Raw genomic sequence first — 13,848 nt, 5'->3', positions numbered from 1 at the left:
ACTTCCTCAATTAAACCAGGACGCCGCACTGGCGCAGGGCCGTGCGAAGCGTTTCATGACAAGGTGCGCTCAGCCAGGTCAGCGGCAGGCGAATGCCTTCGTGCATCAGGCCCATTTCGACCAAAGCCCACTTCACCGGAATCGGGTTGGCTTCGATGAACAGATCCTTGTGCAGCGGCATCAATTTTTCGTTGATTGCCCGTGCAGTCTCGGCGTCGCCCTTGAGCGCGGCCTCGCACAGGTCAGCCATTTCGCGCGGGGCGACATTGGCGGTGACGGAGATGTTGCCCTTGCCGCCCATCAGGATCAGCTCGACAGCGGTCGGATCATCGCCGGACAGCACGATGAAGTCCTTGCTCACGCCATCAAGGATTGCCTTGGCACGCTTCATGTCGCCGGTGGCTTCCTTGATACCGATGATGTTCGGCACAGTGGACAGGCGAATCACGGTCTCGGCCTGCATGTCGCAGGAGGTGCGGCCAGGAACGTTGTAGAGGATCTGTGGAATGTCGACCGCTTCAGCAATGTGCTTGAAGTGCAGGTACAACCCTTCCTGAGTCGGCTTGTTGTAGTACGGAACGACCAGCAGACAGGCGTCGGCTCCGGCCTCTTTGGCGTTGCGGGTCAGTTCTACGGCTTCGCGGGTCGAGTTGGCGCCGGTACCGGCAATGACCGGAATACGGCCATTGACCTGCTTGACCACGGCTTTGATGACGGCGATATGCTCGTCTACATCGAGGGTTGCCGACTCGCCGGTAGTACCGACCGCGACAATGGCATGGGTGCCGTTTTCAAGGTGGAAGTCCACGAGTTTGCTGAGGCTGTCCCAGTCAAGACGCCCTTGTGCATCCATGGGTGTGACCAGTGCCACCATACTGCCCGCAATCATGAAACCGCTCCTGCCGGAAAAAGAGAGCGGTAATGGTACTGGCGCCAAGATGCTTGTACAAGCGAAGTACTGCGCTGCTGCCATTCCCCTTGGCGCTGCTTTTCGCTACCCTTCAGACTTTGATCGGTACTGATAAGCTCGTACGCCGGGTTCCAGCCTCCATTTTCGGCATCACAAGCCCCGATCCAGCGTTGCCACCCCTCGCTCTTGCCACTCTGGAGCACGTTGCAACCTTGCGGCTCGGGTTTTTTGAATTCGCATCCGCAGGCTCGCTCCCGGTAAAAAAGCCCGTAGAAGTATCGACCGCTCATCGCTTTAGGAATGCTGCATGTCCACCCCCACAGTTCGCGAACAATTCCTTGTCATCAGTGCCCTCGGCGCCAACCCCATGGAGCTGACTAACGTCCTGTGCCGCGCCAGCCATGAAAACCGCTGCGCCGTGGTCACCTCTCGCCTGACGCGTCATGGCGAGTGCAGCGCGTTGATCCTCGAGATCTCCGGCAGCTGGGACGCCCTGGCGCGCCTCGAAGGCAGCCTGCCGAGCCTCGCCAAGAAGCACGCCTTTACGGTCAATGTGGTGCGCAGCGCGGCGCTGGAGAATCGTCCTCAGGCACTGCCATACGTCGCTTATGTCAGCTCGGCTTATCGCTCTGACATCATTAACGAGCTGTGCCAGTTCTTCATGGACCACAACGTCGAACTGGAAAACCTGACCTGCGACACCTATCAGGCTCCGCAAACCGGCGGCACCATGCTCAATGCCACGTTTACCGTGACCTTGCCGGCAGGTGTGCAGATCAGTTGGCTGCGCGATCAGTTCCTGGATTTCGCCGACGCGCTGAACCTGGATGCCCTGATCGAACCGTGGCGCCCACAAAACCCAATGTAAGGAAGCTTTCATGGCCGTTGCCATCGACCAACCGGTTGCCGACTTCGAAGCACCCGCCACCAGCGGGCAGACCGTCAACCTCGCGAGCCTCAAAGGCAAGCAGGTGGTGATTTACTTCTATCCGAAGGACAGCACGCCAGGCTGCACCACTCAGGGTCAGGGCTTTCGTGACCAGCTTGACGCCTTTAAAGCCGCCAATACCGAAGTCTTTGGCGTGTCCCGCGACAGCCTTAAATCACACGAAAACTTCAAGGCCAAGCAGGCGTTCACCTTCGAGTTGATCAGCGACAAGGAAGAAGCGCTCTGCCAGCAGTTCGACGTGATCAAGCTGAAAAAGCTCTACGGCAAGGAGTATATGGGCGTTGATCGCAGCACGTTCCTGATCGACAAGGACGGCGTGCTGCGTCAGGAATGGCGCGGAGTGAAGGTGCCGGGCCATGTGGATGCGGTATTGGCTGCAGCTCAGGCGCTGAACAAGGCCTGATCGTTGACTTCTGTGGGGGCCAGCTCCCACAGACGCTTCACAACAGCGGTGCCACCACCGGCTCTTTGCGCGGCCAGGCGTCCAGCACAGCCTTGAACAGGGTTGCTAGCGGAATCGCAAAGAACACCCCCCAAAAGCCCCACAGCCCGCCAAACAACAATACCGCGCAGATGATCGCCACCGGATGCAGATTGACCGCTTCCGAGAACAACAGCGGCACCAGCACGTTGCCGTCCAGCGTCTGGATGATCCCGTAGACCGCCATCAAATAGATGAACTGATCGCTCCAGCCCCACTGGAACAGCGCAATCAGCATGACCGGCACGGTCACCACCACGGCGCCGACGTAAGGCACCACCACCGACACGCCCACCAGCAATGCCAGCAGCGCCGCGTAGTTGAGGCCCAGAACAACGAAACCGATGTAGGTCACGCCACCGCAAATGAAAATCTCGATGACTTTGCCGCGAATGTAATTGGCGATCTGCCGGTTCATCTCATGAGCGACGCGGGTGATCAGCGCCCGCTCACGGGGCAAGTAATCCCGCACCCACTGACCGATCATCTCCCGATCCTTGAGAAAGAAAAACACCAGGATCGGCACCAGCACCAGGTAGATCATGATGTTCACCAGCAACGGCAGACTCGACAGCGAGAACGTCAGCGCCCACTGACCGAACTTGCCAATCTCGCCCCGCGCCACTTCGATGGCCTGCAGCACCTGCTCATCGGATACCAGATGCGGGTAGCGCTCGGGCAGCAGCAATAACAGCGACTGCCATTTGGCGAGCATGCCGGGCAACTCGTTGAACAGCGTAATCAACTGATGCCAGAGCAACGGCACCACAACCACGATGAACACCAGCAATAGCCCCATGAACAACGCAAAGACCAACCCCACCGCCACCCCGCCAGGCATGCGCAGGCGTTCGAGAGTGACGACCAACCCTTGCATCAGATACGCCAAGACCATCCCGGCCAGCACTGGCGCAAGCATGCCGCCCAGCGTCAGCACGGCGGTAAACGCCAGAAACAGCAGGACCGCCAGCACAACAGCCTCTTCATCGGAGAAGTAGCGCTGAATCCAGTCGCGCAACACTTTGAACATCAATAATCCTTAGAAACGAACGCAGCAGAATTCAGGCTTTTTTCAACCAGTAGCGGTAAACACCCGCTTCATCTTCTTCACGAAGCAGCGTATGACCGGCCAATCGGGCAAAGGTGCGGAAATCGCGCTGTGAGCCCGCATCGGTGGCAATTACCTTCAGCACTGCGCCGCTGGCCAGTCGATTGAGTTCCATCTTGGCCTTGAGCAACGGCAAGGGGCAGTTCAGGCCGCTGGCGTCGAGCTCGGCGTCATGGGCTACAGCGTCGGTCATTGCATCACTCCGGGGTCAGGTGGTCGAGCGGCTAGAATATCTGGTCCGAAGCGTAGTGTCCGGCTACAGTAAGGTCTTTGTCGACTAAGGCTTTGTGCATGACTTTTTTGCGCCCTACCCTGCTGACGCTCGCTTGCCTGCTCGCCTCACCGGGCTTCGCCGACGACCTGCCGTCACTCGGCGACGCCAGTTCTGCCATCGTCTCGCCGCAACAGGAACATCAGTTGGGCCGTGCCTGGCTGGCGCTGTTGCGCAGCCAGGTTTCGCAGCTCAACGATCCGCAGCTCAAGGACTACGTTGAATCCAGCGTCTACCGCCTGGTGGAAACCAGCCAAGTCAATGACCGGCGCCTGGAGTTCATCCTGATCAACAGCCCGCAGCTCAATGCCTTCGCGGCACCGGGCGGCATTGTCGGGGTTAACGGCGGCTTGTTCCTCAATGCCCAGACCGAAGGCGAATACGCTTCCGTACTCGCTCACGAATTGGCTCACTTGTCGCAGCGCCACTTCGCCCGTGGCGTCGAAGCCCAACAGCGCATGCAGGTGCCGATGATGGCCGCGCTGCTGGCCGGGATCGTGATTGCCGCAGCTGGCGCCGGCGATGCCGGGATCGCGGCCATTGCGGGTACACAGGCGGCGGCCATTCAGGAACAGCGGCGTTTCTCTCGCCAGAACGAACAGGAAGCTGACCGCATCGGCATCCTCAATCTGGAAAAGGCCGGTTACGACCCGCGCTCAATGCCGACCATGTTCGAGCGATTGGCTCGCCAGTACCGCTTTGACGCCAAGCCACCGGAATTTCTGCTGACTCACCCGGTGACCGAGTCGCGGATCGCTGACACGCGCAACCGCGCCGAACAGGCAAAACCTGGCGGCATCGAAGACTCTATGCGTTATCAGCTGATTCGTGCACGGGTCCAGTTGATCTATGAAGAAACTCCAGGCTTGGGCGCCAAACGTTTTCGCGCCCAGCTTGATGAAAACCCGAAAAACGATGTCGCTCGCTATGGCCTGGCCATCGCCCAGATCAAGGGCGGCCAGCTGAATGAAGCACGGGAAAACCTTAAGTTGCTGCTGGCCAAGTCGCCGAACGAGATCATCTACAACCTGGCGCAGGTCGATCTGGACATCACCAACAATCGTCTGCCGGACGCCCAGTCCCGGGTTGACCGAATGTTGACTCAGTATCCCGGCAACTACCCGCTGAACTCGGTGCGTGTTGACCTGCTGCTCAAGCAGAACCGTGCGCCCGACGCGGAAAAAGCACTGGAGAATCTGCTCAAGAGCCGGCCTGACGATCCGGACGTCTGGTACATGGTGGCCGAGACTCGCGGCCTGTCAGGCAACATCATCGGCCTGCATCAGGCCCGCGCCGAGTATTTCGCCCTGGTCGGGGATTACCGTCAGGCCATCCAGCAACTGGATTTCGCCAAGCGCAAGGCAGGCACCAACTTCCCGCTGTCATCTCGAATCGACGCACGGCTACGTGAGCTGATGGAACAGGAGCGCATGATCAAGGACATGATGGGCTGACGCTTGTCAGAAAAAATTGCAGATATAAAAAACCGCCTCTTTCGAGGCGGTTTTTTATTTAGCCAACAACCGGATTACTCAGCCAGTTTGAAGGTGATGAAGCTGGCGCGACCTTGACGCAGAACCCGCATCGACACCGAGCGGTTCTTTGGCAGCGCCTTGGCGATATCCGTGAACTCCTTGGCAGAACCGATTGCCTGATTGTTCAGGTGAGTGATCACATCGCCTGGCTGCAGGCCAATCAGAGAAGCAGGACCGTCCTGGACTTCCTTGATCACGACGCCGCCTTTGAGGTCGTAGGTTTTCTTCTGTTCTTCCGTCAGCTCAGCCACCGAAACACCCAGCCGATTGCTGCTGCGCTCGGTGCTGGATTTCGGCAGCGCATCCAGCTCTTTGCCTTCTTCCGGGATAGCGCCGACAGTCAATTCGACATTCTTGCGCTTACCTTCACGAATCACTTCCAGATCAGCCTTCGAGCCGGCCTTCAGCGCGCCCACCAGATGTGGCAGATCGGCAGACATGACGATCGGTTGGCCGTTCATGCTCAGGATTACATCCCCTACTTGCAGGCCACCCTTGGCAGCCGGGCCGTCATCCTGGATCTGAGCCACCAGCGCGCCGGCTGGCTTATCCAGACCGAAGGACTCGGCCAGGTCCTTGTTCACTTCCTGGATGACTACACCCAACCAGCCACGGCTGACTTTGCCGCCGCTTTTGAGCTGATTGGAAACGTCCATTGCGACATCGATAGGGATCGCGAACGAAACGCCCATGAAGCCGCCGGAACGGGTGTAAATCTGCGAGTTGATGCCCACCACTTCACCGGCCAGGTTGAACAGCGGACCACCAGAGTTACCTGGATTGATCGGCACGTCGGTCTGGATGAACGGTACATAGTTTTCGTTCGGCAGGCTGCGACCGATGGCACTGACGATACCTTGAGTCACGGTATGGTCGAAACCGAATGGCGAGCCAATAGCCACGACCCACTGGCCGGCTTTCAGATCCTGGGATTTGCCGAGTTTCAGGACCGGCAGATCCTTGCCTTCGATTTTCAACAGCGCCACGTCGGAGCGTGGATCGGTGCCGATCAGCTTGGCCTTCAATTCGCTGCGGTCGGCGAGACGAACGAGAATTTCGTCGGCGTCGGCGATTACATGGTTGTTGGTCAGGATGTAGCCATCAGGCGAGATGATGAAGCCCGAACCCAGAGATTGGGCTTCACGCTGACGATCACCGCGGGGCGTACGCGGCTGTGGCGGCATACCGCGCTCGAAGAACTCGCGCAACATGGGCGGCAAGCCTTCAAGGTCGGGCATCTGCTCGTTCACTTTGCGATCCGGTAGTTTCTGCGTGGTACTGATGTTCACCACCGCGGGCGAGGCCTGCTCGACCAACTGTGTGAAGTCAGGCAACTCAGCCGCTTGAACAGCGACCGCCTGACCAAGCACCAGCACGGTGGCAAAAATAGAGAGATAAGACTTCAAGCGTGGTATCGACATACGGCTCCCGTTACGACGAGCATGGTTAAGCGATATGGAGCAAGGAACACCGGGAACAATACGCCGGTATTTTTGTTCCGAGAACAACAAACAAGGCCAGAGCCGAGGGGCTCTGACCTATAGAAAAAATCGGGGATATTTGCAAGTTGAAATGCTCACCAAACATTTCGATTTCAGCTCACTACTTGGTTGCAGTGGCGTCGCTGCGCATGGATAGCGCAATCCGTTCGGCGGTGCCAATCGGAATCTCACCGACCACGGTCACCATCATCTCGCCTTGCGGGGTAGTCAAGCGTCGGGAAACTGCAACGGTCGGCCCCAACTGGGTGCGAGTGTCAGTAATTGTTGCGCCATTCAACGGCTCAAGGAAAACCGAGAAACGGGCCAGACCATCGTCATACATCAGACTGTTGACTTGGGTTTTGGTCTCTGGATCCTTGCGGGAGGTACTGCTGGTCAGCTCGAAACCAGGTGGTAACCAGTCCGAACGCCATACTTGCGCCGTCTTGATTGCAGAAGCCTTGTTGCTGTCGAGGGCAACCGTTTTGCAATCGGCGCCAGGCTGCAAGTCGCTGTCGGACGGAACATCGGCGGTATCCAGTTGCGTGAACTGGAATCGCTCCAGCAATTGCCCTTTTTCATTCAAAAGCAATGATTTGAGAGGCAGGCCGGTTTCTTTATCCAGATGCAATTCAAAACCGTAGCGGTGCTGATCGCGAGGTGTCAGTGAAACGATTACTGCCGCACGCCCGGCCACACGCGACTTGCCAATGACGGCAAGGTTGTACCAATTCTTTAGTTTTTGTGGATCGAGTGTACGAGCAGCGGAGCTGGAGGAATCTCCAAGCCCTGCTATCAGAATGCCGCTAACGCATTGAGTACGCCCATCAATACGCACGACTTCCTGTGCCGAGCCGTCGAGCTGGAGTAACCGCTCGCGGACCTTGCCATCCTGGACGCGGTGCCAGATGTTGTGGGTAGAAAAACTACCGTTACGCTCGTAGACGAATGTACCGTGAAAGCTTTGCTGTTGCTCGGCTTGGCCCAGACGGGTCAACCAGTCCTGGGCTTCATCAGCATGGGCTGGAACAACAAACCAGCCACCGAGCAGAAGCGTAAGTAGAGGGATGGCGCGCATGATCCTCCTTAACGGTTTTCCAGACTTGCTGCACGAGCGTAAGGCAGAGCGCTCTCAGTACCTTTCAGTGCAGCCTGTTGAGCATGTTGGCGCAAGTAGCCTGGCAGACGCTGATCGTGCCAGCCTGGCTGACCTTGCAATACGCCGTTGGCCATAGGGCCAGTGGCTTCCGAACTCTCATTGTAGCCTGCTAATACAGCTGGACCCTTGACCTGAGGAACGGCCAGACCTGGTTGACTGGATTGTTGAGCCAGTTCGACCCCAGCGATCTCGTCTTGGTTATACAGACGAACACCTGCCAGTACGGCGAGGGTTACCGAAGCAGCGACCGCCAGACGACCCAGGCTGCGCCACGGACCACGGGTGGTTTTTGCAGGTACGGCTTCGTCAGCCAGCGCAGCAGAGACTGCCGCAGCGATATCCAGACGTGGAAGCAGCAAATCCTTGTGCATAACTGCCCGAGCGATTTGATAACGAGCCCAGGTATCACGGGTTTCAACATCGTCAAAGGCATTCAATACCCGACGCAATTCCAATTCGTCCGCTTCGTTATCCATCACTGCGGACAGCGATTCCTGCAGGGCTTCACGACTCATGGCGTTCCTCTCTTGGCTGTCGCCGCTGTCTCAGTTTTCCTGCAACAACGGCTGCAGGGCTTTATCGATGGCTTCCCGAGCGCGGAAAATCCGGGAGCGCACGGTACCCACCGGACATTGCATGACGGCCGCAATGTCCTCGTAACTCAGACCATCGAATTCACGTAAAGTTAAAGCCGTACGCAAATCTTCTGGCAGTTGCTGAATGGTTCGATGGACGGTGCCTTCGATCTCATCCCGCAGCAATGCACGTTCTGGCGACTCGAGATCCTTGAGGCCATGATCGCCATCGTAGAACTCTGCATCCTCGGAACTGACATCGCTATCCGGCGGCCGACGGCCGCGTGAAACCAGATAGTTTTTCGCCGTGTTAATGGCGATGCGGTAAAGCCACGTATAAAACGCGCTGTCCCCGCGAAAATTTCCAAGTGCCCGGTACGCCTTGATAAAGGCTTCCTGCGCCACATCCTGGGCTTCATGGGTGTCGTGCACGAAACGCACGATCAACCCGAGAATTTTGTGCTGGTATTTCAGCACTAGCAGATCGAAAGCTCGCTTGTCGCCGCGCTGAACGCGTTCGACCAGCTGCTGATCCTCTTCCTGGGTTAGCATGAACTCTCCTCGATAAGCTCGGAGGAGGCTTGCATAACTAAACAACCAGACTTGCAAACATAGACTCGGGCTTTTCGCAAAAGTTCTCCCCCTCCAAGCAAGTTTCCTGCGGGCTCTGATTTGGCACGCACGAAAAGCGCAGCGCGGGTCAACCCGGCTGCGCGAATAATCTTGTCATCGGATTCGCCGGCAAGGATCAAATCACAGATCCCGCGTTGAAGCCGACACTGTCCCTTGAATCAGGCAACGGTCTATTGATCTTGGGCCTTTGGCAAAAGTTCCAAATACTTATAGCTGCGCACGACTGACATTGTGCAACCGTGAATAGAAAAAGACTGTTAAATCGTTGATACAGTCGTCTTGTCGCCGAACCGGCCGAAAAACCATCCGACGAAGCGTCAGGTATTTTCCGTCACAGTAGTTTCACAATGCCATGTGTGCTCGCTATTGTGCCGCTCCCCCCCTCTATATACTAGTGGGCTGTGTGGCTGTCTTGACTCGCCGATCCCAGGTGTCTTGCGCCAACCCCGACCCGGGTCGCTTTGAGCGGAATCCTGAAATGAGCCAACAGTTTCAACACGATGTTCTGGTAATTGGCAGCGGTGCTGCCGGCTTGAGCCTTGCGCTGACCTTGCCCGGTCATTTGCGCATCGCCGTACTGAGCAAAGGCGACCTCGCCAATGGCTCGACTTTCTGGGCCCAGGGTGGCGTCGCTGCCGTCCTGGATGACACCGACACCGTTGAATCACATGTCGATGACACCCTCAATGCCGGCGGCGGCCTGTGCCACGAAGACGCTGTGCGCTTTACCGTCGAGCACAGTAAAGAGGCGATTCAATGGCTGATCGACCAAGGTGTGCCCTTCACCCGCGATGAACAGTCCGGCACCGAAGATGGTGGATTCGAGTTTCACCTGACCCGCGAAGGCGGTCACAGCCATCGGCGCATCATTCATGCCGCCGATGCCACGGGCGCAGCGATTTTCAGAACCTTGCTCGACAAGACCAGGCAACGACCGAACATCGAACTGCTGGAGCAGAGGGTCGCGGTCGACCTGATCACCGAAAAACGCCTGGGCCTCGAAGGTGATCGCTGCCTCGGCGCCTATGTCCTCAATCGCGGGACCGGTGAAGTCGACACCTACGGCGCTCGTTTCGTGATCCTCGCATCGGGCGGCGCAGCAAAGGTCTATCTCTATACCAGCAACCCCGATGGCGCCTGCGGTGACGGCATTGCCATGGCCTGGCGTTCGGGCTGCCGGGTGGCGAATCTGGAATTCAACCAGTTCCACCCCACTTGCCTGTATCACCCGCAAGCCAAGAGTTTCCTGATCACCGAAGCCCTGCGCGGCGAAGGCGCACACCTGAAGCTGCCCAACGGCGAACGCTTCATGCAACGCTTCGACCCTCGCGCCGAGCTGGCCCCGCGCGACATCGTCGCCCGGGCCATCGACCATGAAATGAAGCGCCTGGGCGTCGATTGTGTCTATCTGGACATCAGCCACAAGCCGGAAGCGTTCATCAAGACTCACTTCCCGACGGTGTACGAACGCTGCCTCGAATTCTCCATCGACATCACCAAGCAACCGATTCCGGTGGTTCCGGCGGCGCACTACACGTGCGGCGGCGTGATGGTCGATCAGCAGGGTCGCACCGACGTGCCGGGATTATATGCCATTGGCGAAACCAGCTTCACCGGCCTGCACGGCGCCAACCGCATGGCCAGCAACTCGTTACTCGAGTGTTTCGTTTACGCGCGCTCGGCGGCGGCGGACATTCTTGAGCAGCTGCCGCAGGTTTCGATTCCGATCGCTCTGCCCGTCTGGGATGCGAGCCAGGTCACCGACTCCGATGAGGACGTAATCATTGCGCACAACTGGGACGAACTGCGGCGATTCATGTGGGACTACGTCGGTATTGTGCGCACCAACAAGCGCTTGCAACGGGCACAGCACCGCGTGCGTCTGTTGCTGGATGAAATCGACGAGTTCTACAGCAACTACAAGGTCAGTCGGGATTTGATCGAACTGCGTAACCTGGCCCAAGTGGCCGAGCTGATGATTCAGTCAGCCATGGAACGCAAGGAGAGTCGCGGCCTGCATTACACCCTCGACTATCCGAACATGCTACCGGTTGCCCTGGACACTATTCTGGTGCCGCCCACCTACGTCGACTGAACGTGAGCCGAACCCGCAGGCGCCGGTGCAGATCCGCCGCCTGCGAGTCGCGGGGAACGCAGATTGATCTGACCCGCCGCTCGTCTCGCAGTCGAAAACGCAGCACCACAATCAATGGCAATGCCAAGCTGTCCGGTCGCAACTGCACTGGCTGCCAAGCTGCTGCCTGATTCCACAACTGCCAGCCATCGGCATCGCGACGCAAGCCGCGAAATGCCTCAGGATGCGTCAGCAGAATATGCCTCGGCAACGCCCAACAGCCGTGAACCACGCACAGCACAACGCCGAGCAGACTGGCCCAGACCGGTATAGACAGAAGGAACAGCGAGCCCAGCGCGAACAGCTGGGCCAGAAGATACGCCGCCAGCAATTGCCGTGAGGCATGCCAGCGGCATTCGAACGCATTACTTGGGCTGGACACGATCCAGGATCATGCGAACCATGCGTTGAAGCTCCGGATCTTCCGATTCGGCGCGTTCCATGAACCAGCCGAACATGTCCTGATCTTCGCATTCGAGCAGCTTGCGGTAGCAATCGCGGTCGACATCATTGAGGTGCGGATAGACCTCTTTCACGAACGGCACCAGCAACACGTCAAGCTCAAGCATGCCGCGGCGGCTGTGCCAGTAGAGGCGATTCAGTTCAACATCTTCGACCATGGAGCGCTCCTCAAATAGGCGGCAAGTATACATTCCCAGTCAGAGTCGGGCACTCGGCTTTGGTCGGGCACCAACGATCTTTTGTGAACTACCCATTTCAAGAGCGCCCCCTTATGATGTCCCCCAGACTCTTTACCCTGCGATGACCCATGGCCGATTCTGCTTTTTTCTGCACCCTGTCTCACGAAGGCGTTCTCGCAGTACGCGGCGCGGATGCCGGCAAATTCCTGCAAGGCCAATTGACCTGCAACCTCAATTACCTGAGTGACACCCAGGCCAGCCTCGGCGCCCGCTGCACGCAGAAAGGCCGGATGCAGTCGAGTTTCCGCATCCTGCTGGAAGGCGACGGCGTTCTGATGGCCATGTCCACCGAATTGCTGGAACCGCAACTGGCGGACCTGAAAAAGTACGCGGTGTTTTCCAAATCCAAACTGACCGACGAAAGCGCCGCCTGGGTCCGCTTCGGCATCGACCATGGCGATGCGGCACTCTTCAGCCTCGGTCTTGAGCTGCCGGCCGACACCGACAGCGTCGCGCGCAATGACGGTTTGATCGCCATTCGCGTCTCGCCGGACCGCGCCGAACTCTGGGTCGCCGCCGACCAGGCCGAGCTTATCAAGGGCAAGCTGTCCGCCGTATTGGCCGAAGGCGATCTGAATCAATGGCTGTTGGGCCAGATCCGCGCAGGGATCGGTCAGGTCATGTCGAGCACTCGCGAGTTGTTCATCCCGCAGATGCTCAATCTGCAAGCCGTGGGTGGCGTGAGCTTCAAGAAAGGTTGCTACACCGGCCAGGAAATCGTCGCGCGCATGCAGTACCTGGGCAAACTCAAGCGCCGCTTGTATCGCCTGAAACTGGATGCCAGCGAATTGCCTGAATCTGGCACACAATTGTTCTCCCCTACCCACGGCAGCTCTATCGGCGAAGTGGTGCTGGCCGCCAACGCCGGGCAAAACATTGAACTCCTGGCCGTGCTGCAAGCCGAAGCAGCAGAAGGGGGTGATATCCATCTGGGCGCGCTCGAAGGGCCAGCCCTGCACCTGCTTGACCTGCCTTACCAACTGGATCGCGATCGCGAAATCCAGCGTTAACAGCAGCATTTGTCGCAATACCTAGAGAAACGAAATGAGCGAGCTGGCGGAAAAGGTCCAACAGGATTTGGTTGAGGCCATCGATAACGATGACCTGGTTCTGCCAACGTTACCGGAAGTGGCCCTGCAGATTCGCAAGGCCGCTGAAGACCCGGAAATCAGTGTCAGCACCCTGAGCAAAGTGATCGGCCGCGATACCGCGCTGTCGGCGCGGCTGATCAAAGTGGTCAATAGCCCGCTGTTGCGCGCGACCCAGGAAGTCACTGACCTGCACACGGCAATCACTCGATTGGGCATCAATTACAGCAGCAACCTGGCCATCGGTCTGGTCATGGAACAGATTTTCCATGCCCGCTCCGAGGTGGTAGAACAGAAAATGCGCGATGTCTGGCGCAAAAGCCTGGAAATCGCCGGGATCAGCTATGCATTGTGCCGTAGATACACGCAACTCAAGCCCGACCAGGCAGCCCTTGGCGGACTGGTGCATCAGATCGGTGTGTTGCCGATCCTGACCTACGCCGAAGATCACTATGAACTGCTGGCTGACCCGGTCAGCCTCAACCATGTGATCGATCACATTCATCCACTGCTCGGCGACAAACTGCTCAGGGTCTGGGACTTTCCGGAGATGCTGGTACAGGTGCCGGGGCTTTATCTGGACTTCAATCGACAGTCCGAGCGGGTCGACTATGTCGATCTGGTGCAGGTGGCCAGCCTGTATTGCCACAAGGACACCGACCATCCCCTCGCGCGCATCGACGCATTCAGCGTGCCGGCATTCAAAAAGCTGGGGATTGATCCGGAGAACGAGGCGATGTGCCGCGATCTGGAAGAGTCGCGGTCGATGTTCTATTAGTCGAGAGACCGTGTCGCACCCATCGTCGGAACGCCGCCCGGAGCA

General features: G+C 58.1%; 15 protein-coding genes. 6 read left to right on the top strand and 9 right to left on the bottom strand.

The genetic code is table 11. From position 1 onward, the window contains the following. Positions 1 to 10 precede the first annotated feature (10 nt). Positions 11 to 889, bottom strand: coding sequence for a 4-hydroxy-tetrahydrodipicolinate synthase (gene dapA / locus QFX16_RS07210; protein ID WP_074874285.1), 879 nt, complete (start codon positions 887 to 889; stop codon positions 11 to 13). Between the two features lie 328 nt (positions 890 to 1,217). Here dapA and QFX16_RS07205 point away from each other — a divergent pair, with 328 nt between their 5' ends. Both QFX16_RS07205 and QFX16_RS07200 read left to right on the top strand, forming a co-directional pair. Beyond that, positions 1,218 to 1,778, top strand: a complete 561-nt coding sequence (locus QFX16_RS07205) for a glycine cleavage system transcriptional repressor (RefSeq protein ID WP_008034925.1) — start codon at positions 1,218 to 1,220, stop codon at positions 1,776 to 1,778. 10 nt (positions 1,779 to 1,788) lie between these two features. After that, positions 1,789 to 2,262 carry a peroxiredoxin gene (locus tag QFX16_RS07200; RefSeq protein WP_008153083.1) on the top strand — a complete coding sequence of 158 codons (474 nt, stop codon included), beginning with the start codon at positions 1,789 to 1,791 and terminating at the stop codon, positions 2,260 to 2,262. Positions 2,263 to 2,299: 37 nt separating this feature from the next. On the opposite strand, the gene QFX16_RS07195 is transcribed toward QFX16_RS07200, so the two are convergent. Beyond that, positions 2,300 to 3,370, bottom strand: coding sequence for an AI-2E family transporter (locus QFX16_RS07195; RefSeq protein WP_283183378.1), 1,071 nt, complete (start codon positions 3,368 to 3,370; stop codon positions 2,300 to 2,302). A gap of 31 nt (positions 3,371 to 3,401) precedes the next feature. Beyond that, positions 3,402 to 3,641 carry a sulfurtransferase TusA family protein gene (locus QFX16_RS07190; protein WP_007930235.1) on the bottom strand — a complete coding sequence of 80 codons (240 nt, stop codon included), beginning with the start codon at positions 3,639 to 3,641 and terminating at the stop codon, positions 3,402 to 3,404. Positions 3,642 to 3,739: 98 nt separating this feature from the next. Here QFX16_RS07190 and QFX16_RS07185 point away from each other — a divergent pair, with 98 nt between their 5' ends. Further along, on the top strand, positions 3,740 to 5,173 hold the full coding sequence (locus QFX16_RS07185; protein WP_283183377.1) for a M48 family metalloprotease: 1,434 nt from the start codon (positions 3,740 to 3,742) through the stop codon (positions 5,171 to 5,173). Between the two features lie 74 nt (positions 5,174 to 5,247). On the opposite strand, the gene QFX16_RS07180 is transcribed toward QFX16_RS07185, so the two are convergent. The 4 genes from QFX16_RS07180 to rpoE all read right to left on the bottom strand — a co-directional run bounded on the left by QFX16_RS07180 (position 5,248) and on the right by rpoE (position 9,021). Next, positions 5,248 to 6,675 carry a DegQ family serine endoprotease gene (locus QFX16_RS07180; RefSeq protein WP_283183376.1) on the bottom strand — a complete coding sequence of 476 codons (1,428 nt, stop codon included), beginning with the start codon at positions 6,673 to 6,675 and terminating at the stop codon, positions 5,248 to 5,250. A 181-nt stretch (positions 6,676 to 6,856) separates the two neighbouring features. Then, positions 6,857 to 7,813: a MucB/RseB C-terminal domain-containing protein gene (locus QFX16_RS07175; protein ID WP_283183375.1), complete on the bottom strand. Its 957-nt coding sequence runs from the start codon at positions 7,811 to 7,813 to the stop codon at positions 6,857 to 6,859. 8 nt (positions 7,814 to 7,821) lie between these two features. Next, the gene (locus tag QFX16_RS07170) at positions 7,822 to 8,409 is read right to left on the bottom strand and encodes a sigma-E factor negative regulatory protein (RefSeq protein WP_283183374.1); all 588 of its coding nucleotides are present in this window, start codon (positions 8,407 to 8,409) and stop codon (positions 7,822 to 7,824) included. Positions 8,410 to 8,439: 30 nt separating this feature from the next. After that, a complete protein-coding gene (rpoE, locus tag QFX16_RS07165) occupies positions 8,440 to 9,021 on the bottom strand; it encodes an RNA polymerase sigma factor RpoE/AlgU (RefSeq protein ID WP_007944079.1) in 582 nt (193 codons plus the stop codon). 559 nt (positions 9,022 to 9,580) lie between these two features. Here rpoE and nadB point away from each other — a divergent pair. Next, the gene (gene nadB, locus QFX16_RS07160) at positions 9,581 to 11,197 is read left to right on the top strand and encodes an L-aspartate oxidase (RefSeq protein WP_283183373.1); all 1,617 of its coding nucleotides are present in this window, start codon (positions 9,581 to 9,583) and stop codon (positions 11,195 to 11,197) included. Here the strand turns inward: nadB and QFX16_RS07155 are convergent. Both QFX16_RS07155 and QFX16_RS07150 read right to left on the bottom strand, forming a co-directional pair. Beyond that, the gene (locus QFX16_RS07155) at positions 11,166 to 11,618 is read right to left on the bottom strand and encodes a protein YgfX (protein WP_283183372.1); all 453 of its coding nucleotides are present in this window, start codon (positions 11,616 to 11,618) and stop codon (positions 11,166 to 11,168) included. The genes nadB and QFX16_RS07155 overlap by 32 nt on opposite strands. Further along, positions 11,602 to 11,856: an FAD assembly factor SdhE gene (locus tag QFX16_RS07150; RefSeq protein ID WP_007944081.1), complete on the bottom strand. Its 255-nt coding sequence runs from the start codon at positions 11,854 to 11,856 to the stop codon at positions 11,602 to 11,604. Before QFX16_RS07150 ends, QFX16_RS07155 begins: the two co-directional genes overlap by 17 nt. A gap of 149 nt (positions 11,857 to 12,005) precedes the next feature. On the opposite strand from QFX16_RS07150, the gene ygfZ reads away from it, so the two are divergent. Together ygfZ and QFX16_RS07140 are read left to right on the top strand one after the other, a co-directional pair. Further along, positions 12,006 to 12,947, top strand: a complete 942-nt coding sequence (gene ygfZ, locus QFX16_RS07145; RefSeq protein WP_283183371.1) for a CAF17-like 4Fe-4S cluster assembly/insertion protein YgfZ — start codon at positions 12,006 to 12,008, stop codon at positions 12,945 to 12,947. A 34-nt stretch (positions 12,948 to 12,981) separates the two neighbouring features. Further along, positions 12,982 to 13,803 carry an HDOD domain-containing protein gene (locus QFX16_RS07140; RefSeq protein WP_283183370.1) on the top strand — a complete coding sequence of 274 codons (822 nt, stop codon included), beginning with the start codon at positions 12,982 to 12,984 and terminating at the stop codon, positions 13,801 to 13,803. Positions 13,804 to 13,848: the final 45 nt, after the last annotated feature.

Origin of the sequence: Pseudomonas svalbardensis, from assembly GCF_030053115.1 — a bacterium.
GTDB classification, from domain to species: domain Bacteria; phylum Pseudomonadota; class Gammaproteobacteria; order Pseudomonadales; family Pseudomonadaceae; genus Aquipseudomonas; species Aquipseudomonas svalbardensis.
Note: the sequence above shows the minus strand (reverse complement) of the source record. Positions and strands in the feature narration are given on the sequence as shown.